The 23,300-nt window shown below is 64.9% G+C and carries 18 protein-coding genes; 10 read left to right on the plus strand and 8 right to left on the minus strand.

All coding sequences use genetic code 11. From position 1 onward, the window contains the following. Window positions 1–18 precede the first annotated feature (18 nt). Window positions 19–552 carry a hypothetical protein gene (locus ARADN35_RS25585; protein ID WP_029412760.1) on the minus strand — a complete coding sequence of 178 codons (534 nt, stop codon included), beginning with the start codon at window positions 550–552 and terminating at the stop codon, window positions 19–21. A 57-nt stretch (window positions 553–609) separates the two neighbouring features. After that, window positions 610–2,088, minus strand: coding sequence for a Ppx/GppA phosphatase family protein (locus ARADN35_RS0100490; RefSeq protein WP_010457891.1), 1,479 nt, complete (start codon window positions 2,086–2,088; stop codon window positions 610–612). 278 nt (window positions 2,089–2,366) lie between these two features. Between ARADN35_RS0100490 and pstS the strand changes: the two genes are divergently transcribed. The 7 genes from pstS to phoR all read left to right on the plus strand — a co-directional run bounded on the left by pstS (window position 2,367) and on the right by phoR (window position 9,135). Further along, on the plus strand, window positions 2,367–3,389 hold the full coding sequence (gene pstS, locus ARADN35_RS0100495) for a phosphate ABC transporter substrate-binding protein PstS (RefSeq protein ID WP_010457892.1): 1,023 nt from the start codon (window positions 2,367–2,369) through the stop codon (window positions 3,387–3,389). Window positions 3,390–3,500: 111 nt separating this feature from the next. After that, entirely contained in the window at window positions 3,501–4,490 is a 990-nt protein-coding gene (pstC, locus tag ARADN35_RS0100500) for a phosphate ABC transporter permease subunit PstC (RefSeq protein ID WP_244265825.1), read from the plus strand. Window positions 4,491–4,532: 42 nt separating this feature from the next. Then, window positions 4,533–5,387 carry a phosphate ABC transporter permease PstA gene (gene pstA, locus ARADN35_RS25590; RefSeq protein WP_010457896.1) on the plus strand — a complete coding sequence of 285 codons (855 nt, stop codon included), beginning with the start codon at window positions 4,533–4,535 and terminating at the stop codon, window positions 5,385–5,387. Between the two features lie 60 nt (window positions 5,388–5,447). Further along, window positions 5,448–6,230, plus strand: a complete 783-nt coding sequence (gene pstB / locus ARADN35_RS0100510) for a phosphate ABC transporter ATP-binding protein PstB (protein WP_010457898.1) — start codon at window positions 5,448–5,450, stop codon at window positions 6,228–6,230. 11 nt (window positions 6,231–6,241) lie between these two features. Then, window positions 6,242–6,943, plus strand: coding sequence for a phosphate signaling complex protein PhoU (gene phoU / locus ARADN35_RS0100515; RefSeq protein WP_010457902.1), 702 nt, complete (start codon window positions 6,242–6,244; stop codon window positions 6,941–6,943). A 21-nt stretch (window positions 6,944–6,964) separates the two neighbouring features. Then, window positions 6,965–7,672, plus strand: a complete 708-nt coding sequence (phoB, locus tag ARADN35_RS0100520) for a phosphate regulon transcriptional regulator PhoB (protein WP_029412769.1) — start codon at window positions 6,965–6,967, stop codon at window positions 7,670–7,672. Between the two features lie 116 nt (window positions 7,673–7,788). Next, the gene (gene phoR, locus ARADN35_RS0100525) at window positions 7,789–9,135 is read left to right on the plus strand and encodes a phosphate regulon sensor histidine kinase PhoR (protein ID WP_010457906.1); all 1,347 of its coding nucleotides are present in this window, start codon (window positions 7,789–7,791) and stop codon (window positions 9,133–9,135) included. On the opposite strand, the gene ARADN35_RS0100530 is transcribed toward phoR, so the two are convergent. From ARADN35_RS0100530 to trxA, 5 genes are all read right to left on the minus strand, one after another. Beyond that, window positions 9,089–10,456 (minus strand): MATE family efflux transporter, encoded by a 1,368-nt coding sequence (locus ARADN35_RS0100530; protein WP_010457908.1) that lies wholly within the window; start codon window positions 10,454–10,456, stop codon window positions 9,089–9,091. The genes phoR and ARADN35_RS0100530 overlap by 47 nt on opposite strands. A 21-nt stretch (window positions 10,457–10,477) precedes the next feature. Then, window positions 10,478–12,178 (minus strand): hypothetical protein, encoded by a 1,701-nt coding sequence (locus tag ARADN35_RS0100535; RefSeq protein WP_029412773.1) that lies wholly within the window; start codon window positions 12,176–12,178, stop codon window positions 10,478–10,480. Between the two features lie 106 nt (window positions 12,179–12,284). Continuing rightward, on the minus strand, window positions 12,285–12,539 hold the full coding sequence (locus ARADN35_RS0100540; RefSeq protein ID WP_008906759.1) for a type B 50S ribosomal protein L31: 255 nt from the start codon (window positions 12,537–12,539) through the stop codon (window positions 12,285–12,287). 272 nt (window positions 12,540–12,811) lie between these two features. Beyond that, the gene (rho, locus tag ARADN35_RS0100545; RefSeq protein ID WP_010457918.1) at window positions 12,812–14,074 is read right to left on the minus strand and encodes a transcription termination factor Rho; all 1,263 of its coding nucleotides are present in this window, start codon (window positions 14,072–14,074) and stop codon (window positions 12,812–12,814) included. A 261-nt stretch (window positions 14,075–14,335) separates the two neighbouring features. Further along, complete coding sequence (gene trxA, locus ARADN35_RS0100550; protein ID WP_008906761.1) at window positions 14,336–14,668, minus strand: thioredoxin TrxA; 333 nt, start codon at window positions 14,666–14,668, stop codon at window positions 14,336–14,338. 109 nt (window positions 14,669–14,777) lie between these two features. Between trxA and ARADN35_RS0100555 the strand changes: the two genes are divergently transcribed. From ARADN35_RS0100555 to ARADN35_RS0100565, 3 genes are all read left to right on the plus strand, one after another. Further along, window positions 14,778–17,327: a PD-(D/E)XK nuclease family protein gene (locus ARADN35_RS0100555; RefSeq protein ID WP_029412778.1), complete on the plus strand. Its 2,550-nt coding sequence runs from the start codon at window positions 14,778–14,780 to the stop codon at window positions 17,325–17,327. 182 nt (window positions 17,328–17,509) lie between these two features. After that, a complete protein-coding gene (locus tag ARADN35_RS0100560) occupies window positions 17,510–20,986 on the plus strand; it encodes a UvrD-helicase domain-containing protein (protein WP_040420255.1) in 3,477 nt (1,158 codons plus the stop codon). Between the two features lie 55 nt (window positions 20,987–21,041). Further along, window positions 21,042–22,397, plus strand: coding sequence for a TIGR03862 family flavoprotein (locus ARADN35_RS0100565; RefSeq protein ID WP_010457924.1), 1,356 nt, complete (start codon window positions 21,042–21,044; stop codon window positions 22,395–22,397). A gap of 118 nt (window positions 22,398–22,515) precedes the next feature. On the opposite strand, the gene ARADN35_RS0100570 is transcribed toward ARADN35_RS0100565, so the two are convergent. Next, complete coding sequence (locus ARADN35_RS0100570; protein WP_244265826.1) at window positions 22,516–23,235, minus strand: hypothetical protein; 720 nt, start codon at window positions 23,233–23,235, stop codon at window positions 22,516–22,518. Window positions 23,236–23,300 lie beyond the last annotated feature (65 nt).

Here is a 23,300-nt window from a genome sequence, read left to right on the forward strand (position 1 = left end):
CGGCGCAGAACAGCGGGATTACTTGCGCGTGGCTTTGGCGGTCGTCTTTGTGGCTGGCGCGGGTGTTGCCGGTGCTGCGTCTGCCTTCGGGCGTCCCGTCTTGATGGATGGCACGGCCTGCACCGCGCTGCGCAGGGCCGCGTCGGACATCGCTGCCAAGACCTTGAGACCCGCACGCAGCAGCTCGCTTTTCTTCACAGGCTGGGCGAGAGCGGCTGAGCGCTGCTTCAGGGTTTCTATGACTGCGTATTCGTCTTTGGGAATGGTGAAGCTGTCGCGCACCAGCTTGGGCTTCTTGGCCTTGACGTCCCGGGTGGCTGCCGGTGTGGGGGCCTTGGGCTGTTTGAGCGTCACCTGTTTGGCGCTGGGTGCCTTTTTCTTGGGAACCGCGGCGGGTTTTGCCGCCAATTTTTTCGGTGGCTTGACGGCAGCCGCTGTTTTGGCCGGGGTCTTGGTAGCCGCAGCAGTGGTCTTGACCGACTTTGCCGGAGTTGCTGGTGCGGGGTTCGGTGCGAGGGCTGCTGGCGTAGTGGTGGTGCTGGATGTGGTCATGACAAAGAAATTTTTCGATAAACGGTATAAACAGTTTATATAGTTTATTCCTGATGCTCACGGTAGGTCAACCACCAGTTCCCAAGGTGTCTTTAGCCATGCCTGAATTTCCTCGCGCAGCAGGTGTGCCGACTGTGGAAAGATCGCCGCCCAGCCGGCGCGGGCTCTCAGAATGAAACGCTGGCCTTCTGTCTGCAACGAAAGACCGGCCGTGTCCGGGTCGCGGCGGGCGTGGCACAGTGCCACGGCCAGGCGCATGCTGAGCAGCTGAAGCGCGAAGACGGAGTCTTGCAAGTCCGCTTCCAGTTTGCGCACCTTGCCGCGTTGCCCTTGAACCAGTATCCCGAGACGGTGAAGTTCGGGGACGGCAAATCCAGCGGCGTCGGTGTTGTCGAGGATGTAAGCGCCGTGGCGGTGGTAGTCGCTGTGGGAGATCAGGCAGCCAATCTCGTGCAGCCGGGCGGCCCAATCGAGTTTTCGCGATGCGCGCTCGCTCCCGAAAGGCATGGCCTGATCAAACAGAGCACACGCAGTGCGTGCGACACGCTCCGCGTGCTCTATATCCACACCAAACCGCTGCATCAGGCCATTTACGGTGGTGGTCCGCAGGTCGGTGCCAGGTTGTTCGCGGTCGAGCAGATCGTAGAGTGCACCTTGGCGCAAGGCACCCTGGGCGACATGCATCTGCTCGATGTCCAGCAGGTCAAACACGGCGCGCAACACACTGATGCCTCCGCCGATGACGGCGCGCCGTTCTTCCTTGAGGCCTTCCAGGCGTATGCGGTCCGCTGACTGGGCGCGCAGCAGTCGCTCGTGCAGCCAATGGAGGCCTTCGCGGGTGATGAGGCCTTGTGGCCCACCCGCAGCCGTCAGCACGTCGCCAACGGCTCCGGCGGTGCCGGAGGATCCATAGGCTATCTCCCAGGCGTCGGGCTGGAAGGTCTCCAGCGCTTCGTCCAACACGGCCTTGGCTGCGATCTCGGCTGCCAGGAAGGCCTGCGCGGTGAACTCGCCGTTGGCAAAGTAGCGCTGCGACCAGGCAACACTGCCCACCCGGTACGAAGCCACGGCATGGGGTGTGAACTGCTGGCCCAAAATCAATTCGGTGGAACGCCCACCGATGTCCACCACCAAGCGGCGCTCGTCGGATTGCGGAAGCAGGCGGGCTACGCCCTGGTAAATCAGCCGTGCTTCCTCGGGGCCAGAGACGACGTCGATGGGATAGCCCAGCACTTCGCTGCCGCGCAACAGAAACTCTTCCCGGTTGCGTGCTTCGCGCAGCGTCTGTGTGGCCACGGCGCGAACCTGGGCGCGTGGAAACCCGGCCAGCCGCTCGCCAAACCGCGCCAGGCAGGCCCAGCCACGCTCCATGGCGTCGCGTGTCAAATTGCGATCTTCGTCAAGGCCATTGCCCTGGCGCACGGTCTCCTTGAGGTATTCCACCCGCTGGATATGACCGAACTCATAGCGCCCGATTTCGAGGCGAAAACTGTTGGAGCCGAGGTCGACTGCGGCGAGGCGTGTGCCGTTCTGCATGTTTTTCTGGTTGGAGCTTCGTTCGGCATGGTACCGCGACCATCTGGTGTGCCCCCCGCGACGCACGTTGCCACAAGGGCGGTGGGAGGGCGGGCTGTGATCTTTGCCAGTGTGTGCCGCTTGCATGACACATTCATGACGATGCAAGCCGCATCGGGTAAAGGCGGGTGGTCGTGTGGCAGTTGGCTACGACGAGGATTTGTGTGTCACTGAATTGTCATCTTGGGGCCCTAGAGTTCATCCTGTTCCTGATAACCCTAGCCAAAAGGTACTGAATAATGAAACGCACATTTCTCAAAACCGTTGCTGTAGCACTCGCCACCATGGCGGTAGGCAGTGCCTTTGCTGCGGACATCACCGGCGCGGGCGCAACCTTTCCGTTTCCCATGTACGCCAAATGGGCCGAAGCCTACAAGAAGGAAACCGGCACAGGGCTGAACTACCAGTCCATCGGTTCGTCCGGCGGTATCCGCCAGATTCGCGCCAAGACCGTGGCCTTTGGTGCCTCTGATGCACCGGTTTCTGGTGCCGATCTGGAGAAGGACGGCATGGTGCAGTTCCCCGCCATCATTGGGGGCACGGTGCCCGTGGTCAACCTGGAAGGCTTCAAGCCCGGCGAACTGCGCGTCACAGGCCCGGTGCTGGCAGAAATCTTTCTGGGCAAGATCGCCAAGTGGAATGATGCCAAGCTTGCTGCACTGAACCCTGGCAAGACCTTGCCAGACCAGAACATCACCGTGGTCCACCGCGCAGATGGTTCGGGCACCACGTTCAACTGGACCGACTACCTGTCTGCCGTCAGCAAGGAATGGGCAGATTCCGTGGGCAAGGGCGCTGCCGTGAAATGGCCAGCCGCTTCGTCCGTGGGTGGCAAGGGCAATGAAGGCGTGGCCGCCAATGTGACCCGGGTGAAGGGCGCAGTGGGCTACGTGGAATACGCCTACGTCAAGAAGAACAACATGAACTTCCTGCAGCTGCAGAATGCGGACGGCAAGTATGTGAGCCCTGACGACAAGACCTTCGCCGCCGCAGCAGCCAGCGCAGACTGGTTCAGCGTGCCGGGCATGGGCATCTCGATGGTCAATGCCAAGGGTGCCGAAAGCTGGCCCGTCAGCACGGCCTCTTTCATCCTGATGTACAAGGACCCTGCGGACAAAGCCCAATCGGCTGAAGTGCTGAAGTTCTTTGACTGGGCGTTCAAGAACGGCAAGGGTATGGCTGCAGATCTGGACTATGTCCCGCTGCCTGACAGCCTGACCGCCGAGATCCGCTCCAAAGTCTGGTCGCAGATCAAGAAATAAGCCAGTCTGCCCCAGAATACCCCCCATTGGCCGGCTGGTCTGGCCGATGGGTGCTGGTTTGTGGGGATCTCCAGAAGCCAGATGGGAGTCAATATGAGCGTGGGAACCACCATGAGTTCGCAATCCGGGTCCGTCAAGAAGACAGACGCCCCCACAGAGTCGATGGTATCGATTGCCAAGCGGCAGCATCTTCAGGACATCTTTTTCCATCGTCTCACCCAAAGTCTTTCGCTGCTGGTGCTGGTAGCGCTTCTGGGCATCATCGTCTCGCTGTTTGTCTACGCGTGGCCGACGTTTCACAAATTCGGTGCCCAGTTCATCTGGCGCGTGGAATGGGACATCATCAACGAAGAGTTCGGCGCCGCGATTGCCATCGTCGGCACCTTGGCCAGTGCAGGCATTGCGCTGCTGATCGCAGTGCCACTCGCTTTCGGCATCGCCCTTTTCCTCACGGAAACCTGCCCCGTGTGGCTGCGGCGCCCGCTGGGCACGGCAGTGGAGCTGCTGGCGGCGGTGCCTTCGATCATCTACGGCATGTTTGGCCTCTTTGTGTTTGCCCCGCTGTTCGCGGACTACTTCCAGATGCCGGTGCAAAAGCTGTTGGGCTCCATGCCACTGGTCGGGTTTCTGTTTGGGGGCAGCACAAACGGGTTCGGCATCCTGGCTGCTGGCATTGTGCTGGCGTTCATGGTGCTGCCTTTTGTGGCTGCCGTGATGCGCGACGTGTTCGAGATTGTTCCGCCCATCCTGCGCGAGTCCGCCTACGGCCTGGGCTGCACGACCTGGGAGGTGGTGCGCCGCGTCGTGTTGCCCTACACGCAAAAGGGGGTGATCGGCGGGGTGATGCTGGGCCTGGGCCGTGCCCTGGGCGAGACCATGGCGGTGACCTTTGTGATCGGCAATGCCAACCGCATGCCCACGTCGCTGTTCTCCCCGGGGACCTCGATTGCCTCCACGCTCGCCAATGAGTTCGGCGAAGCTGCCGACTTTCACCTTTCCACGTTGTTCGCGCTGGGTTTCCTGCTGTTCGTGATTACCTTCGTTGTGCTTTCGGCGGCCAAGATCATGATGCTGCGCGCCGAAAAGGCCAAGGGCCTTTGACTCCGCCCGTCCTGACCATGAACCTCTTTTGAGACAAGCTCCATGGAATTCAACCAACAACTCTACAAAAAGCGCCAGCGCTCCAACGCCATCGGTCTGACCCTGTCCCTGGGTGCGATGGTGCTGGGCCTGTTCGTGCTGCTCTGGATCCTGAGCGTTCTGCTCTCCAACGGTTTTGCCGCGCTGGACTGGAACATGTTCACCCAGTCGACGCCAGCCCCGGGATCGGAAGGCGGGGGTCTGGCCAACGCCATCGTCGGCAGTCTCATGATGGTGGGTTTTACCGTCCTGGTATCCACACCGATTGGTGTTCTGGCCGGCGTGTACCTGGCGGAATATGGCGACCAGAGCAAAACGGCCGAGCTCACCCGCTTTGTGACCGACATCATGTTGTCTGCGCCCTCCATCGTGCTGGGCCTGTTCGTCTATGCCATTGCCGTGGCGACGGTCGGTAACTTCTCGGGTTGGGCCGGTAGCCTGGCGCTGTCGCTCATTGCCGTGCCAGTGGTGGTTCGCACCACGGAGAACATGCTGCGCCTGGTGCCCGGCAGCCTGCGTGAAGCGGCCTTCGCTTTGGGGGCGCCGCGTTGGAAGGTGTCCACCATGGTCACCCTGCGCGCTGCGCGCAGCGGTGTGATGACGGGGCTGCTGCTGGCCGTCGCCCGCATCAGCGGCGAGACGGCGCCTTTGTTGTTCACCGCGCTCAACAACCAGTTCTTCAGTACCAACATGAATGCGCCCATGGCCAACCTGCCGGTGGTGATCTTCCAGTTTGCCTTGAGCCCCTATGAAAACTGGGTGCGCCTGGCCTGGGGCGGTGCCCTGCTCATCACGCTGTCGGTGCTCATTCTCAACGTCGTGGCACGGGTGTTCCTGCGCGAGAAAAACCGCGTCTGATCCTGCCCGCCCTCGCATCGCACACACAGACAAGACCGCCTCCATTTTCAGGATTTGACAATGAACGCCACTGCTACCGTCACCCCCAGCAAAAATGCGCTGGAACTGCGCAACCTGAGCTTCTTCTACGGCAAGTTCCAGGGACTGCGCAACGTCAGCCTCAACATTGCCGAGCACAAGGTGACCGCTTTCATCGGCCCCTCGGGCTGTGGCAAGTCCACCCTGCTGCGCACCCTCAACCGCATGTACAGCCTGTACCCGGGTCAGCGTGCCGAGGGCACGATCAACTTCTACGGCCAGGACATCCTGGACGCCAAGCAAGACATCAACCTGCTGCGTGCGCGCATCGGCATGGTGTTCCAGAAGCCCACGCCGTTTCCCATGTCCATCTACGACAACATTGCCTTCGGCGTGAAGCTCTATGAAACGCTGAGCAAAAGCGAGATGGATGACCGCGTGGAATGGGCGCTGTCCAAGGCCGCCCTGTGGACCGAAGTCAAGGACAAGCTCCACCAGAGCGGTCTGTCGCTGTCCGGCGGCCAGCAGCAGCGCCTGTGCATTGCACGCAGTGTGGCCGTGAAGCCTTCGGTGCTGCTGCTCGACGAACCTACCTCGGCGCTGGACCCGCTGTCCACCGCCAAGATTGAAGAGCTGATCGACGAGCTCAAACACGACTACACGATTGCCATCGTGACGCACAACATGCAGCAGGCAGCCCGTTGCAGCGACTACACGGCCTACATGTACCTGGGCGAGATGATCGAGTTCGGCGCCACCGAACAGATCTTCTTCAAGCCCGAGCGCAAGGAAACCGAAGACTACATTACCGGCCGTTTCGGCTAAGGAGACAGCAGATGCCCGATAAACATCTTTCGTCCCAGTTCGATAGCGAACTCAACAGCGTGTCCGCCCGTGTCATGGAGATGGGCGGCCTGGTGGAATCGCAGATTCGGCAGGCTGTGTACGCCCTGTCCCAGTTCAGCCTGGAGGCCGTGGAGACTGTGGCTTCTATGGAAACCCGCATCAACGCGATGGAGGTCGAAATCGACCAGGAGCTGTCGTCCATCATCGCCCGCCGCCAGCCCACCGCGCGCGACCTGCGCCTGTTGCTGGCTTTCTCCAAGGCTACGGCCAACCTCGAGCGCATGGGCGACGAGGCCAACAAGATGGCCCGCATGGTGCGTTCCATCATTGAGGGCGGTGCGCCGCGTTCACTTCCCTCCAGCGATTTGCGCGTGGCCGCCGAGTTGGCCTCCGGCCAGTTGCGCAAGACGCTGGATGCGTTTGCGCGGCTGGACGTCAAGGCGGCTGTGGCCATCCTCAAGGAGGATGACCTGATCGACAAGGAGTTCGATGGCTTCGTGCGCAAACTCATCACGTACATGATGGAAGACCCCCGCACCATCTCGCCCAGCCTGGACCTGTTGTTCCTGGCCAAGGCGATCGAGCGCATCGGTGACCATTCCAAGAATGTGGCCGAGCTCATCATCTATCTGGTCAAGGGCAAGGATGTGCGCCACACTGCCCTCGACGAGATCGAGTCGGCTGTCTTGTAGCGAAAGGGCTTTGGCACATTTATGAGAAAGCTCCCACGCGTCCTCATCGTGGAGGACGAACCCGCGATTGCCGAGCTGATTGCTGTCAATCTGCGCCACAACGGATTCCAGCCTTTCTGGGCGGAAGACGGCGACTCGGCCCAGCGCGAGCTGGACGCTGTGCTGCCCGACGTCATCCTGCTCGACTGGATGCTGCCCGGGCAAAGCGGCCTGTCGCTGGCCCGCAAATGGCGGGCCGACAGCCGCACCAAACCGATCCCGATCCTGATGCTCACGGCCCGCGGCGATGAGCCCGACAAGATTGCTGGGCTCGATGCTGGCGCGGACGACTACATCACCAAGCCGTTCTCCACGCAGGAACTGCTGGCCCGCATCCGCGCGGTGCTGCGCCGTCGTGCGCCCGAGCAGGTCAGCGACAGCGTGACCATTGGCGAGCTGGTGCTCGATGCCGGAACGTACCGCGTGACCTTCCAGGGCCAGCCGCTCAAGGTGGGTCCTACGGAGTTCAAGCTGCTGCACTTCCTGATGAAGCATGCCGAGCGTGTGCACAGCCGCTCGCAGCTGCTCGACAAGGTGTGGGGCGACCATGTCTTCATCGAGGAGCGCACGGTGGACGTGCATGTGAAGCGCCTGCGCGAAGCGCTGGGCGCCGCCTCCGTGATGGTGGAAACCGTGCGTGGCGCGGGCTACCGGCTCACGGCCCAGCCCCAGGTGCAGTTGCAGGCGTGAGCGCCTGTTCACTTCCCCTGCAATAGGGAGAAGAGGTGCTGAGGGCGCAAGCCTGATGTTGTCGATGGGGCGCACAGGATGCGCCCCTGCTTTTCTGAGAAGGCTTTGCTGACCGCATGCTGTGGCGTATTTCGTATTTCCTGCTCTGGCAGATAGCGGGTGGTGGGCTGGGATGGTGGCACGGTGGCGGCCCCTGGGGCGCTGCCCTGGGTGCAGCCCTGGCGGCGTGGGCCTGGTTTGTCTGGGACCTGCTGCGCGGTGCGCGCGTGCTGCGCTGGCTGCGCACGGGGGATCTGTCCGAAGTCCCGGCCATGCGCGGTATCTGGGGCGAGGCGGCAGACCGTGCGCGGCGCCTCTTGCGCAGGCAGGAGGCCCAGATCCGCGACAGCCAGGACCGGCTGCAGGAGATCCTGGCCGCGCTGCAGGCCACGCCCAATGGGGTGGTCTTGCTGGATGCGCAAGGCCGCATCGAGTGGTGCAACCAGATGGCGGCCAGCCAGTTCGGCTTTGATGCGCAGCGCGATGTGATGCAGTCGATCGGCAACCTGGTGCGTGACCCCGAGTTCACCGCCTACTTTGCCGCCCAGGACTTCACCCACGATGTGGTGCTGGAGGGGCGTTTCAGCACGCCTTCGCGGCCGGTGCGCATCTCGGTGCATCTGCACCCCTATGGCGATGGGCGCACCCTGCTGCTGTCGCGCGATGTCACGGCGCTGGAGCAGGCCGAGGCCATGCGGCGTGACTTCGTGGCCAATGTGTCCCATGAGATCCGCACGCCCCTGACCGTGTTGACCGGTTTTGTCGAAACCCTGCAGACGCTGCCCTTGAGCGCAGAAGAGCGGTCTCGCTACCTGGGCATGATGGCCCAACAGGCGCTGCGCATGCAAAGCGTGGTGCAAGACCTCTTGACGCTGTCGCGCCTGGAGGGCAGCCCGCCACCCGGCATGGCAGAGTGGACACCTGTGCAGGCACTGATGCAGCGCTGCGAAGAGGAGGGGCGTGCGTTGTCGTCCCTGCTCACGCAGAACCAGCCGCGCCAGCATGTCATGGTTTTTCCGCCGATGAACGCCTTGCAGGCCGAAGGCGACATTGCGGGTGTGCCCACCGAGCTGCAAAGCGCGTTGTCGAATCTCATCAGCAATGCAGTGCGCTACACGCCTGCGGGCGGGGTGATCACGGTGGCGTGGCACCGCATGGAAGATGGCCGCGCAGTTTTCTCGGTGCAAGACACGGGGCCGGGTATCGCCCCCGAGCACCTGCCGCGCCTGACAGAGCGCTTTTATCGCGTGGACCGCAGCCGCTCCCGCGAGACCGGCGGCACAGGCCTGGGGCTGGCCATCGTCAAGCATGTCCTGCAGCGGCATGGTGCCACGCTGGACATTGCCAGCACCCTGGGCAAGGGCTCGGTGTTCACGGTCACCTTTCCGGCGAACCGGCTGCGCGGGTTCTTGCTGCCGGACTGATGGCTGTCCAGAGCATGGCCATGAAAAGCGCCGCGGTCACCCACAAGGCCACGGCACTCGCGGCCCAGAAGGGGGTGGGCGATGGTTCCGTTGCCCAGGGCCCCTGGCCCTGGTAGGCCAGCAGGTAGCCACCCCCCAAGCCTGCCCCCCACAGCAGCACGCAATACACCACCAGCGGCGCCACGGTGATGCGGTAGCAGCGCAACACGAACACGCACAGTGTCTGCAGTGCATCGGCTGCGTGGTACGCCGCGACCCACACCATGACCCCGCCCGTCAGGGCCACCACGCCGGTGTGGGCGGAGTACACACCGCCAATGTGATTTTTTGCTATCAATAAAATAGCTGCTAGCGCAATGCCAATAAGCGCAGAGAGCCTAAAACCTATAAAAACCACATTGCGCGCCCGTGCGGGATCGCCAGCACCCAGCCAATAGCTGACGCGGGCGCTGGTGGCGATGGCCAGCGACAGCGGCACCATGTAGAGCACAGCCGCCACATTGGCCGCGATCTGGTGCGCCGCCGATGCGGTGGTGCCCTGGCGTGCAATGAACAACGCCATCAGTGTGAACGACGTCACCTCGACCATGACGGCAAGCCCCGCCGGGATGCCCAACCGTGCAAACCCCCCGATGGTGGGCCAGTGCGGGGGCTCCATGCGGCGCCAGATGTGCAGGGGCCTATATATGTCCCGCGTGCGCAGCAACCAGATCGCCAGCGCGAGCATGCTGCAGTTGACCACCAGGGTGGCCCAGGCGCATCCCACCACGCCCTGCGCGGGCAGCCCTGCGCCGCCAAAGGTGAACCAGATCGACAGGGGCAGCTTGATCAGCAGCGAGCCCACCTGCAGCCAGGTCACCAGTTGGGGGCGCCCCAGGGCCTGGTTCAAGGTGCTGTAGATGCGAAAGAGGAGGGCAGGCGGCAATGCCAGGGCCAGCACGGCCAGGTAGCTTTCCACCTCGGTGCGCAGGGCCGGCGGCACCTCGGTCCAGCGCAGAAGGGGTCCGGGGGACAGCAGGATGGCCATCCCCACCAGTGAGGCCACGCCGCACAGGTAAAGTGACTGCCGCAGAGACCGGCCCAGGGCATCGGTCTGTCGGGCGCCGCGCTGCTCGGCCCATACCGGAAGCAACGCCTGGAGCACGCCAATCAGCGCCACATACACGCTGATGAAGATGGCGCTGCCCACCGACAATGCGGCGAGCGAGGCTTCTCCATGGCGCCCGGCGACGATGGTGTCCGTCACGCCAAACGCCATTACAGCCAGTTGCCCAGCCAGCACCGTGATGGCGTGGCGGGAGATGGTCGAAAGCTCGGACATTACCCCGGCATCATTCGGGCATCAGCGTGCAGGCCCCGCACGGTGAAACACCAGGAGGTGGTCGTTCTTGTCAGTGGGGCGTGGAATGGTGGCTCGGGCTTCCCAGCGCGCCACATTCACCATGCGCTCCGACGGAGGCCAGGAAGCGATGTCCGCCACCAGCCAGTCGCACTCGTCCTGCAGGCCTGCCCGTTGCAGCGAAAGGCCGCCGTGGTACTGCAGTGCCGCCACCTGGGCGCGGTTTAGTCCCACGGTCTGCACGCAGCCCGGGGACGGGCCCAATGTGGCCATCACGCTGCGAACCTGGGGGCGGTAGCTGCGGGCGTAGTCCAGCAGTGGGAGCCACAGGGTCATCAGCAGCAGCCAGCCCAGCGCAGCGCCGCTGGCGGGCAGCACCAGGCTCTTCCAGATCGGGGCCCGGTTGCGCGAGGCGCGCCACCACACCAGGCTGCACCAGCCCACGGTGGCCGCCAGGGCCACGATGAGGGCCAGCGCAGAAAACTGCGGCACAAAACCGGGGGCCAGCTTGGCCACATTGGCCGCAGGCTTGGCGGGAACGCCCGTCTGCATGGCAATCCAGATCACCCAGATCGCCAGTGCAGAAATGGTGAAGAACAGCAGTGTGAACCAGTCGATCAGAGCCCCCACGCTACGTCGCAACGTCGGCAAGGCGAACGCGGCCAGTGCGGCCAGGGCCGGCAGGCCGAGCAGCAAGGCCCTGTCTGCGGGCTGGGTAGTGAAGGTGGCAGCGATGGAAACCGCCGAGAACCACAGCGGAAGCAGCAGGTGCCGGTGCCCCTGGCGGCTGATGATCTGCTTGCGCCATCGCCACAGGGTCCACAGCGCGAGGGGCCAGGCGGGCCATCCAAACCATAGCAGCAGCCGCGCCAGGCTCTGCCATTCCTTGCCGCCAGAGCCGGAACCCACGATCCGCCAGCGCCAGAGATCCAGCCCCCAGGCGATCCATGCCGCCACCAGCGTGATCGCCGCCAGGGTGAGCGCCCAGCGCAGGCGGCGGTCTGTCGGGCTGCCGGGCGCATACACCACCACCGCCATGCTGCCCAACCCCAGCAATGCCGCAAGCGCGGGAGCGCCCGCCAGCGTGAGCCCGACCAGGCCCGCGACCAGCGCCACGGCAGGGGCCACGGTGCGGTGTGGCATGGCTGCAACCGCAAAGAAGATCAGCGCCGTACAACTGAGCTGCACCAGATAACTGGTGACTTCATGCGAGAGCTGCGCGAGACCCAGGCAGGCAATCAGTGCCAGCAGCCCGCCATCGGCAATCGCGCGGGCGTAGTCGGGTGGGTTGGCTTCGCCTCCAAAGGCGAAAGCCACAGGCTGGGCTCCGGGACTGCGGGCGAGGTAGTAGACGGCGTACCACGTGGCAATGAGGGTGATGACCAGCAGGAAGGCGAAGGGGAGTCGAACCGCCATTTCGGCAGAACCCCACTGTGGCGCCAGCTGGATGGCCCATGCACCCAGCCAGTACGGCAGCAGTCCTTCGGTCTCCGGGGGCATGCCGCCCAGCAGGGGGCTCAGCCAGGGCGTACGCCCGTGGGCCAGTTCCAGCATGTAGCCAAACGCCGTGACATCCGCACTTTTCCACGGATCGCGCCCGATGAAGCCTGGCACGACGTAGGCAATACAAAGCAGGACCAGTGCCCAGCGTGGCAGGGGGCTGACAGCGTTCTGGGTAACGATGGCGGGGGTTGGTGGATTCACGCGTCAGAGGGCGGCAAAAGCGGAGCCACCGAGAATAAGGGCAAAACCAAAGAAAAAGGCAGCCCGGTTGCCCGGGCTGCCTTTTTGGCGGGAACGCAAGGACGAATTACTTCGCTGCGGTCTTGCCGAAACGGTTGCGGAAGCGCTCCACGCGGCCACCCATGTTGTCCACCGACTTTTGCGTACCGGTGTAGAAGGGGTGCGACTCCGAGGAGGTGTCCAGCTTGAACAGCGGATATTCCTTGCCTTCGAAGGTTTCCATTTCCTTGGTGTTCACGCACGAACGGGTCACGAACTTGAAACCGTTGGACAGGTCCGAGAACAGGACTTCGCGGTAGTTGGGGTGAATGCCTTCTTTCATGATCAATCCTTGTCAAGTGCGGGAGCCGTGCTGAACCCGGTGCAACCTTTGCGCCGTGGAACATCCAGCGTACTTTCCGCAGAAAAAGCCCTCTATTATGGCACAGGCGGTTGGATGGCATTTTCGCGTTGGCCTGTGACCGCTGAAACTGGCACGGTCTTGGCCAGAACCGCCGCGCAAGGGCCGCCCCGCCGCGCTGGCGGTGTCCCCCTTCCCGAATTGCGTAGCAATTCGAGAGAAGGGGGAAGGCGCGAAAGCGCCTCAGGGGGTTGTTACCCTCCCCTTCGCATCATGTCGAAGAAGTCCACATTGGTCTTGGTGGCCTTCATGTTCTTGATCATGAGCTCCATCGACTCGATCTCGTCCATGTTGTACATGAACTGGCGCAGGATGCGGGTCTTTTGCAGGATCTCGGGCGCCAGCAGCAGCTCTTCGCGGCGCGTGCCGCTCTTGTTGAGTTCAATCGCGGGGAACACGCGCTTTTCGTACAGGCGGCGGTTCAGGTGGATTTCACAGTTGCCGGTGCCCTTGAATTCTTCAAAGATCACTTCGTCCATGCGGCTGCCGGTGTCGACCAGGGCGGTGGCGATGATGGTGAGCGAGCCACCTTCCTCGACCTTGCGCGCGGCGCCGAAGAAGCGCTTGGGGCGCTGCAGCGCGGCGGCGTCCACACCACCCGACAGCACCTTGCCGGACGACGGCACGACGTTGTTGTAGGCGCGGGCCAGGCGGGTGATCGAATCGAGCAGGATCACCACGTCCTTCTTCAGCTCGACCAGGCGCTTGGCGCGCTCGATCACCATCTCGGCCACGTGCACGTGGCGGGCGGCGGGCTCGTCGAAGGTGGAGGCGATGATTTCGCCCTTCACCGTGCGCTGCATTTCGGTCACTTCTTCAGGGCGCTCGTCCACCAGCAGCACCATCAGGTGCACATCGGGGTTGTTGGCCGTGATGGCGTGGGCGATGTGCTGCATCATCACCGTCTTGCCGCTCTTGGGCGGGGCGACGATCAGCGCGCGCTGGCCACGGCCGATGGGGGCGATGATGTCGATGATGCGGCCGGTGATGTTCTCTTCGCTCTTGACGTCGCGCTCCAGGCGCATCTGCTCCTTGGGGAACAGGGGCGTCAGGTTTTCGAACATCACCTTGTGCTTGTTCTGCTCCGGCGGGCCGCCGTTGACGGAGTCGAGTTTGTTCAGTGCGAAGTAACGTTCACCGTCTTTGGGTGTGCGGACTTCACCTTCGATCATGTCGCCGGTGTGCAGATTGAAACGGCGCACCTGGCTGGGACTGATGTAGATATCGTCCGTGCTGGCGGTAAAGCTCGTGTCCGGGCTGCGCAGGAAGCCGAAGCCGTCGGGCAGGATCTCCAGCACGCCGTCGGCAATGATCTGTTCCCCGGTCTTGGCGCGCTTCTTGATGATCGCAAACATCAGCTCCTGCTTGCGCATGCGGCCGGTATTTTCGATTTCGAGTTCTTCGGCTTGCTTCAGGACTTCAGACACGTGCAGTGCCTTGAGTTCGTTTAAGTGCATGGAATGACTCCTTGGCGGAGCTGGTATGAATCTTGGGGGAGGAGGGCTGGTGCCAGATGGGCTGCTGTTTGCAGGTCTGGCTCGCCGGGGATCTCGGTCCGGCTGCCAATGCGTGCAGGCCGGTGATCTGAAGGAATTATGACAGGAAATAAAGCGGGCGATTCACGGGGTCCGAATTCGGTCTGTGTCTGGCGCTGCAATCTGTGTCGTGAAAACAAACAACCCCGCGTGCATGGGCGGGCGCGGGGTTGTGGGTGTGGATCAGGCCAGTTGCTGATCGATGAAGGCGGTCAGTTGCGCCTTGCTCATGGCGCCGACCTTGGTGGCGGCCAACTGGCCATCCTTGAACAGCATCAGCGTGGGGATGCCGCGAATGCCGAACTTGGCGGGGATCTCGCGGTTTTCGTCCACGTTCATCTTGGCAATCTGCAGCTTGCCCTGGTAGGTGCCTGCCACTTCGTCCAGGATGGGGGCGATCATTTTGCAGGGGCCGCACCATTCGGCCCAGTAGTCCACCAGCACGGCGGAGCCGGGCTGGAGCACGTCGGCTTCAAAGCTGGCGTCAGAGACATGTTTGATGAGTTCGCTGGCCATGGCGGATTCCTTGATTTTGAGCGGGTTGTGACCGGTGTACGTTTAAAGTCAGGGCATTGTGACAGAAACCAATCCCACGTTCACCGGTGTGGCCGGGCCTTGCGACGCTATGACTGTCATAGCGAAAAGTGATCAATGCGCCGCAGTGTGGCAACGTGTGCTGGCCCAGGTAGAGGCGCATATGCAGGGGCTGCGGGCCCACCCTGCGCGCACCGTGGTGCTGGTTCCCTATGCGCAGCTCATGCCCTGGGCTCAGCGCTATTGGGCCTTGCACCATGCCGACGGATTTGCCCCCCGTTTCGAAACTACACGCAACTGGGCCCGACAGCTGGCGGCCTTTGTGCCGCAGGGCGATGACCTCGCTGGAGACGTGGCACGCGACACCCTCACTGCGCGTACCTTGCTTGATCGCGCCGGCTTGGCCGCGCAACGCGATGTGCTGGCGGTGCCTCTGCAAGAGGCTGCTGCCCAGTTGGCGGTGGCTGTGGCGGCCATCGCCCCGCTGCAGCGTGAAGCCTGGGGCATTCAGGCGCGCAGCCTTATGCCCGAGCCCGACGAAGGCTCCACCTTGCGGTTTGAGGCCGTGGTGGCCCGCATTGCGCTGGAGTGGGTGCTGGCCTCGCGCCATGCCACCGACGTGTTGTTCGAGCCCGGCGTGCGCCAGTCGGTGGACGCTTTGGTGGTGCTGCAAGGCTTTCAAGTCGAGCCCCTGGCGCAGGCCCTGCAGGTCCATTGGGGCGACAAGGCCGCGGCCCTGGTCTTACCGCCTGGGGCGACAGACGCCCATGCCGCAGGCCACATTGCGCTGCACGCCGCGCAGGATGCCGAGGATGAAGCCCAGCGTGCCGCCGCCTGTGTGCTGGCGCATGTGGTGGCCGGCCGCACCCCGGTGGCGCTGGCGGCCAATGACCGCGCCCTCACGCGCCGCATTGGCGCGCATCTGGCCAGTTGCGGTGTAGCGGTGCGCGATGAAAACGGCTGGACGTTGTCCACCACCCGGGCTGCGGCGCAACTTATGGCCGCGCTCAAGGCCTCGGCCTGGAATGCCTCGGCCGATGAGGTGCTCGACTGGCTAAAACATGCGCCGGTTTTTGACCCCACGGTGCTCAATGGTCTGGAGCGTGCATTGCGCAAGGCTTCAGTCGCCACCTGGTCCGGCGCTGCCGGGCGCGACTGGTCGGACAAGCCCGCCCTGGCAGCCTGTGTGGCCCAGGTACAGGGCTGGCGCGAAGCCCTGCGCGCGCCGCGCCCGCTGGCACAGTGGCTGCAGGCCTTGCGTGAATTGCTGGTGGGCAGTGGCCAGTGGTCTGCCCTGGATGAGGACCCCGCAGGCGCCCGCGTGCTGATGGCACTGCGCCTGCAGGTAGGCCAGGAGGCCGAGCTGGAGGACTGGGATGGCGCAGGCCGCCGCATGTCTCTGCCCGAATTCACCCGCTGGACCAACGAAGTGCTGGAGGCCGCGCGCTACGTGCCTCCCCAGCCTGGTGATGCTCCCGTGATCGTTCTGCCCATGCCCCAGCTGCTGGCCCGGCCGTTTGCCGCCTTGGTGCTGCCCGGCTGCGATGAAAAACGCCTGCAGCCCTCGCCCGAACCCGTGGGTGACTGGACCCAGGCGCAGCGCCAGGCCTGGGGCCTGCCCACGCGCGAATCGCTGGAGGTGGCACAGCGCGCCGCCTGGCAACACGCGCTGCAGACACCGGTGGTAGATGTGCTGTGGCGCACGGGCGACGAAGGCGGCGAGCCCTTGCTGGCCAGCGCGCTGGTGTTGGCGTTGCACCTGGACGGCGCGGCCACCCAGGGCGCGGACGACCGCAGCCAGCGCACCGTGGCGGCCAACCCCACGGCGCGTCCCTTGCCCGATGGGAGCGCGCTGCCGGTGGTACGCCTGTCGTCCACCGCGTATTCCGACCTGCGGCACTGTCCCTACCGCTTTTTTGCGCTGCGCCAGCTGGGCCTGCAAGAGGCCGACGAACTGGCGGCTGAGGTGGACAAACGCGACTTCGGCAACTGGCTTCACGCGGTGCTCCAGCATTTTCATGAAGAGCTGCTGGCCGACCCGACCGACGACGCTGCCGCGCGGGTGGCCCGCATGGACAGTGCCGCGCAGGCCGTCACGCTGCAGCAAGGCCTGGGGGAGGGCGACTTTCTACCGTTTGCCGCAGGCTGGCCGCAGGTGCGCGATGGCTATCTGCGCTGGCTTGCGCAGCATGAGCAGGCTGGGGGGCACTTCCGGCAGGCCGAGGTGCAGACCACCCAACCGCTGGGGGCCCTGCAGCTGGTGGGCACCATCGACCGCATCGATGCCATCTCGTCCACCGGCGAGCCCACGCCGCTGGTCATCGACTACAAGACCGAAAACGACACCGTCACGCGCAAGCGCATTGGCGCGGGTGCCGAAGACACCCAGCTTGCTTTCTACGCAGCCTTGCTGAGCCACGACACGCTGCGCGCCGCCTACGTGAACGTGGGCGAGCGGGGCGAGACGCAGATGCACGAACAGGAAGAGGTGGTGCACCTGCGCGACCTGCTCGTGGAAGGCATTCAGCACGACTTCGAACGCATCGCTGCGGGCGACCCCATGCCCGCGCTGGGTGAGGGCATGGTCTGCGACTACTGCGTTGCGCGCGGCCTGTGTCGTAAGGATTTCTGGAATGACTAGAGGACACCCCCCTGAGCCGCTGCGCGGCTTCACCCCCTCTCTCGGCTGCGCCGGGAGGGGGGACGACGCCAGCGCGGCGGGGCGGCCCTTGCGCGGCGTCCCTCGCGCTGGGGGCGCGTCGGGTTCGAAGCGCGGGGGCGCAGTGGCAGCTGGCAGTGCAGCAGGGCAAGCGGATTCTGGAAATGACTGAACAAGCTGCCTACGAACACAACGGCCACCCCGTCTCGCGCGAGGCGTTCTACGCCATCGCCTGCGACCCCGCGCGCAGCGTGGCGGTGGAGGCCTGCGCGGGCGCGGGCAAGACCTGGATGCTGGTCTCGCGCATGCTGAGGGCCTTGCTCGACGGCGCCGCGCCGCACGAGATACTGGCCATCACCTTCACCAAGAAGGCGGCCGGTGAAATGCGCCAGCGCCTGCAGGAATGGCTGGAGGCGTTTGCCGAGGCACCGCTGGATGACCTGACCCGGGAGCTGGTTGCAAGAGGAATCAGCCCCCAGCGCGCACTGGACAAGCGCGAGGCGCTACAAAATCTATACCGCCAGATGCTGGCCAGTGGCCGCCCGGTACAGATCCGCACTTTCCACAGCTGGTTTGCAGCGCTGCTCGGCACGGCCCCGCTGGCGCTGCTGCAGGCCCAGGGCTTGCCTGCCAATTTTGAGCTGCTCGAAGACGATGCCGAGGCCGTGCGTGAGGTGTGGGGGCCGTTCCTGCAAACGGTCGCCACCAGCGCCAGCCTGCGGGCCGACTACGAGGCGGTAGTCGCGCGCCATGGCCGCTCGCAAACCCACAAGGCGCTGGCGGCGGCGCTCTCCAAGCGGGTGGAGTTTGACCTGGCCGATGTGGCGGGGGTGGTCGATGCCTCGGTGCCTCCATTCCAGGTGCAGTACCCGGATCTGGCCGCTTTCAACGAGCCCGCCGACGCGCTGCAGGACGACGCTTGCCACCAGCGCTGGCTGGCCCGCGCCAAGGCCCTGGGGGCCGAGGCCAACAAGACGCCACAAAAGGCGGCCGACGCCATCATCGATGCGCTGGCCTGCGGCGACCTGAACCTGCGCCTGGACGTGTTGCGCAAGGCCATGTTCGTGGCCAAGGAAGACCGGTTGTCGAAGAATCTCGAAAAGTTCGCCGCCGCGCAGGAGGCCGAGCCCGAGCTGCAGCGCCTGCTCACCGCGCGCCGCCAGCACGACGCCTGGCAACACCAGCAGCGCATGGCCCGGCTGGCCCGCTGCCTGATCGCGGAATTTGCCGCCGTCAAGCAGCAGCATGGCTGGGTGGACATGAACGATGTGGAGCGCACGGCCCTGGTCATGCTGGCCGACCCGATCCTGTCGGGCTGGGTGCAGGAGCGGCTGGATGCACGCATCCGCCACCTGCTGGTGGATGAGTTCCAGGACACCAACCCGCTGCAGTGGCAGGCGCTGCATGCCTGGTTGTCAGGCTATGCGGGCTCGGGCGGCGGCGCCAGTGGCCAGCAGCCGCCCAGCGTCTTCATCGTGGGCGACCCGAAGCAGAGCATCTACCGCTTTCGCCGCGCCGAGCCGCAGGTGTTCATCGCCGCGCAGGCTTTTGTGCGCGATGGGCTGGGGGGCGACCTGCTCAGCTGCGACCACACCCGCCGCAACGCCACGGGCGTGATCGCCGCCGTGAACCACGTGATGGGCACGGCGCAGGCGCAGCACGAGACCACGGGTTTTCGCGACCACACCACCGAGTCGACCGACCCGGGCACCTTGCTGCGCCTGCCGGCCATCCTGCCCGCTGATGCCGACGATGGCCCCGGCAACGACCCCATGGCCTGGCGCGACAGCCTGACCGAGCCACGCCACGAGGCCGAAGAAACCCAGCGCATGCGCGAATGCACGCAGGCTGCCGCCTGGGTGGCGGCGCAGATTGCTGCGGGTACGCCGCCGAACGAAGTGCTGGTGCTGGCCCGCAAGCGCGACCGGCTTGCGGCCATGCAAGACGCCCTGCGCGCCTTGCATTTGCCCTGTGTGCAGCCCGAAAAGGCCGATCTGTTCGACGCGCCCGAGGTGCAGGACATCGTGGCGCTGCTGGATGCCCTGGTTTCCACCGGGCACGACCTCTCGCTGGCGCGTGCGCTCAAGTCGCCACTGTTTGGCCTGGGCGACGAGGCCTTGGTGGCCTTGGCGAAGCTGCGCCGCCAGCCAGAGCACGCGGGCACTAGTTGGTTCGATTTGCTACAAAAAAGTGAGCTAATGGCGCTTGATAAACAAGCGCTAGCGGCCAATTTGGCCCAATACAAAGCCTGGGTGGACGCCTTACCACCGCACGACGCGCTGCATGCCATCTACCAGCATGGCGACGTGCTGGCCCGCTTTGCCGCTGCCACGCCCGCCGCGCAGCGCATGGCGGTGCTGGCCAACCTGCGCGCGCTGCTGTCGGCCGCGCTGCAGCACGACGGTGGCCGCTACCTCACGCCCTATGCCTTTGTGCGTGCCATGAAGAAGGGCGGCGTGCGTGCGCCTGGCCGGGTGGATGCGCAGGCGGTGCGCCTGCTCACCGTGCACGGCGCCAAGGGGCTGGAGGCGCGCTGCGTGCTGCTGCTCGACACCGACACCCGCCCACAAAAGGCCGAGACCATGGGCGTGCTGGTGGACTGGCCCGGCGAAAAGACCGAACCCGCAGGTTTTGTCTTTCTGGCCAGCGAATCCAGCCCGCCCCCCAGCGCCGAAGCCGCCCTGGCCGCCGAGCAACAGGCCCGTCAGCGCGAAGAGCTCAACATGCTGTACGTGGCCATGACACGCGCCAAACATTGCCTGGCACTGTCGTCCGTGCTGCCCAGCGTGTCAGCGCCCGGCAGTTGGTGGAACCGGCTGGCACCCTTGGTTGCGGATGCGCAGGGGTTGGACGAGGTCGTTGAAGTCGATGGGGTTGCAGCGAGGACGGGCAGCATGCACGACCAATTCACGCTGGCCGAGTTGCCTGTGCTTCCTGCCGAACTGCGCACTACTCTCCGGGTGGTGGAAGAAGGCACTGATCCGGCCGACCCGGAGGCATCGTTGTCCAGCCCTGCATCGCGCCTGGGCGAGGCCATGCACCAGTTGCTGGAGCAGGCCGGCGTGGCAGGTGTTTCGCTGATGGAACTGCGCGCCCAGGGCTGGCCGGCAGCCCGCGTAGCGCGGCTGGCGCAGGACTTCGACATCACCGTGGGCGCCGCGCGGGTTGCAGCCCAGACGGCACAGCGCATCCTGGCGGGCGAAGGCGCCTGGGCCTGGGATGCCACGGTGGTGGACACCGCCATCAACGAAGCACCCCTGCGCTACCAGGGCCAAAGCCTGCGCATCGACCGACTGGTGCACTGTCACCAGCCACCCGAGCGTGTGGGCTGGTGGGTGCTGGACTACAAAAGTGCCGCCGAGCCCGAGCGCCAGCCCGCACTGCTGGCGCAGTTGCAGCGCTACCGCAGCGCCGTGCGGGGGCAGGCGCCTGGCGAACCCGTGCGCGCGGCTTTCCTCACGGGCGACGGGCGCCTGGTGCTGGTGCCGGAGATATCCCTTGCCGGGCCTGGCGTGCAGCCAGTCACCGAGGCGGCTCTGCGGCATACTCTCGCCCCCGCCGCGCAGGAACCGAAGACCGCATCGCCGCCCCCGCCGCAGAGGCCCGGCGCTGACGATTCGCTCCAGGGTTCCTTGTTCTGACGGTCATTCCGATTTCCAAGTCCGACAGGCTCCTGCCCCCTCCAAAGGTTTTCCCATGAATGTTGCTGTTCCTCCCGCCCCCGATACCGTGGCCGACCTGCGCTGCGATGTCGCCATCGTGGGCGGAGGCCCTGCCGGGCTCATGGCCGCCGAAGTGCTGGCGCAAGCGGGCGTGGTGGTCCATCTGTTCGACGCCATGCCCTCGGTGGGGCGCAAGTTCCTGCTGGCCGGCAAAGGGGGGCTGAACCTCACGCACTCCGAGCCCCATGCGCCGTTTGCCACCCGTTTTGCAGAGCGCCAGCCGCAGGTTGAACCCTGGCTCACCGCGTTTGGCGGGCCCGAGATCCGCGCCTGGGCGCAGGGGCTGGGGGTGGAGACCTTTGTGGGCACATCGGGCCGGGTTTTTCCCTCCGACATGAAAGCAGCGCCGTTGCTGCGCGCCTGGCTGCAGCGCTTGCGGGGGCAGGGTGTGTTGTTCCACATGCGGCACCGCTGGCTGGGTTGGGCGGGCGATGGTGCGCTGCGCTTTGCCGCGCCATCCGGCGACGACAGGGTGGTGCATGCGCGCGCCGTGGTGCTGGCGCTGGGCGGGGGAAGCTGGGCACGCCTGGGTTCGGACGGCGCCTGGGTGCCCTTTCTGGCCGAGCGCGGGATTGCCGTGGCACCGCTGCGCCCCGCCAATTGCGGTTTCGACGTGCTGCGTGGTGACGTGCCTGCGGGCGAGACGCGCCGCGCGTTCCTGCAGGAACTCATTGGCCGCACGCCTGAGCCCGCTACAGGCTGGACGCCCCACTTTGCCGAGCGTTTTGCGGGCCAGCCCTTCAAGACGGTGGCGCTCGCATTGAGCGACAGCCAGGGCCGCACCTTCAGCCGGCGGGGCGAATTCGTGGCCACCGCGACGGGCGTCGAGGGCAGCCTGGTCTATGCCGCGTCGCACCTGCTGCGCGACGAGATCGAGGCGCACGGCCATGCCACTTTCCATCTGGATTTGCTGCCCGACCACACGCCCGAACGCGTGCTGGTGGAGGTGCGCCATCCACGCGGATCACGCTCGTTGTCCAGCCACCTCAAGAGCCGCTTGGGGCTGGATGGCATCAAGGCGGGCATCCTGTACGAACACCTGGGCAAGGACGGTGTGAACGACCCGGTGGTGCTGGCCCATGCGATCAAGGCACTGCCGATCACGGTGATTGCCGCTCGCCCTCTGGACGAGGCCATCAGCACCGCAGGCGGCGTGGCTTTTGAAGCGCTCGATGCCCACCTCATGGCCACCGCTGCACCCGGCGTGTTCTGCGCGGGCGAAATGCTGGACTGGGAGGCTCCCACAGGGGGCTACTTGATCACGGCCAGCATGGCCAGCGGCCGCGTGGCGGGCGAGGGCGCGCTGCGCTGGCTGGCGCAAGGCGCTTAAAGAAGACCTGCCGTCAGCACCTGGCGCACTGTCAACGCCAGTGCCACCGTGGATCCGGCTTTACCGGTCCACTGGAGGCGTCCCCTTTCGGGGGGAAGGCGCGAAGCGTCTCAGGGGGTCAGAACTTGGCGCGGTAGTACAGCATGGGCCCGCCTTTGCGCGCCCGCAGCACCAGTCGCGATCCGCCCTGCAATTGCACGCCCACAGCCCCAAACTCGGGCACCAGCCCTCCGGTGCGGGAGGATGCCCACTGCACCTCCATCCGGGTTCCGTACATCGGCGGCTGAGACTGCCAGATCATGCCCATGGCATCCTGAGGCTGGCTCCATTGGGGCGCGCGCGCCCAGGCCGTGATGTCCAGATGGTGCCCGCTGTCGAGGCGGGACCGCCAGCGCACCCCCAGGTCCAAACTCGCGGGCACCATAGCGCCCGCTGTGAGGGGGGCTGCGCCAGCAGATGGGGCGGGTGCGGTCATGCCCAGCAGCAGCCCGAAACTGCTCCGCGCATCGGGCGATGAGAGCGATTCGGGCGAACCTGGCGTGAACCAGCGTGTCATGCCGATCTGCTGTGTGCTGTGGACGCTGCTGCCCGTGTGGACCGCTCCCGTCGTCTGCCAGAAAGGTGCCTCACCCAGGCTGGGCAGCACGACACTGTTCAATTCATAGGTGGATGAAGACCGGATGCTGGCTTCTTGTTGCAAACTGGCCCAGGCTTCGTCGGCAAACCGAAGACCGCGCGGATCGGCTCCCCATGCTGCACTGGCTGTTGCAAGACTCAAACCGACCGCCAGCGCGCCATGGCGGTAAGGAATCACTGGCGAAGTTCGGCGGGTCGACATGGCAGCACCCGATGAAAATAAAGGATGAAGCGATGCAACAAAGTGTGCGCTTTCCACCGGGGTTG

Origin of the sequence: Acidovorax radicis N35, from assembly GCF_000204195.1 — a bacterium.
Lineage (GTDB): Bacteria > Pseudomonadota > Gammaproteobacteria > Burkholderiales > Burkholderiaceae_C > Acidovorax > Acidovorax radicis.

Coding starts and splice junctions, on each gene's coding strand:
- ARADN35_RS25585 (WP_029412760.1), bottom strand. CDS start 552: ATGACCACATCCAGCACCACCACTACGCCAGCAGCCCTCGCACCGAAC.
- ARADN35_RS0100490 (WP_010457891.1), bottom strand. CDS start 2,088: ATGCAGAACGGCACACGCCTCGCCGCAGTCGACCTCGGCTCCAACAGT.
- pstS (WP_010457892.1), top strand. CDS start 2,367: ATGAAACGCACATTTCTCAAAACCGTTGCTGTAGCACTCGCCACCATG.
- pstC (WP_244265825.1), top strand. CDS start 3,501: ATGAGTTCGCAATCCGGGTCCGTCAAGAAGACAGACGCCCCCACAGAG.
- pstA (WP_010457896.1), top strand. CDS start 4,533: ATGGAATTCAACCAACAACTCTACAAAAAGCGCCAGCGCTCCAACGCC.
- pstB (WP_010457898.1), top strand. CDS start 5,448: ATGAACGCCACTGCTACCGTCACCCCCAGCAAAAATGCGCTGGAACTG.
- phoU (WP_010457902.1), top strand. CDS start 6,242: ATGCCCGATAAACATCTTTCGTCCCAGTTCGATAGCGAACTCAACAGC.
- phoB (WP_029412769.1), top strand. CDS start 6,965: ATGAGAAAGCTCCCACGCGTCCTCATCGTGGAGGACGAACCCGCGATT.
- phoR (WP_010457906.1), top strand. CDS start 7,789: ATGCTGTGGCGTATTTCGTATTTCCTGCTCTGGCAGATAGCGGGTGGT.
- ARADN35_RS0100530 (WP_010457908.1), bottom strand. CDS start 10,456: ATGTCCGAGCTTTCGACCATCTCCCGCCACGCCATCACGGTGCTGGCT.
- ARADN35_RS0100540 (WP_008906759.1), bottom strand. CDS start 12,539: ATGAAAGAAGGCATTCACCCCAACTACCGCGAAGTCCTGTTCTCGGAC.
- rho (WP_010457918.1), bottom strand. CDS start 14,074: ATGCACTTAAACGAACTCAAGGCACTGCACGTGTCTGAAGTCCTGAAG.
- trxA (WP_008906761.1), bottom strand. CDS start 14,668: ATGGCCAGCGAACTCATCAAACATGTCTCTGACGCCAGCTTTGAAGCC.
- ARADN35_RS0100555 (WP_029412778.1), top strand. CDS start 14,778: ATGACTGTCATAGCGAAAAGTGATCAATGCGCCGCAGTGTGGCAACGT.
- ARADN35_RS0100560 (WP_040420255.1), top strand. CDS start 17,510: ATGACTGAACAAGCTGCCTACGAACACAACGGCCACCCCGTCTCGCGC.
- ARADN35_RS0100565 (WP_010457924.1), top strand. CDS start 21,042: ATGAATGTTGCTGTTCCTCCCGCCCCCGATACCGTGGCCGACCTGCGC.
- ARADN35_RS0100570 (WP_244265826.1), bottom strand. CDS start 23,235: ATGTCGACCCGCCGAACTTCGCCAGTGATTCCTTACCGCCATGGCGCG.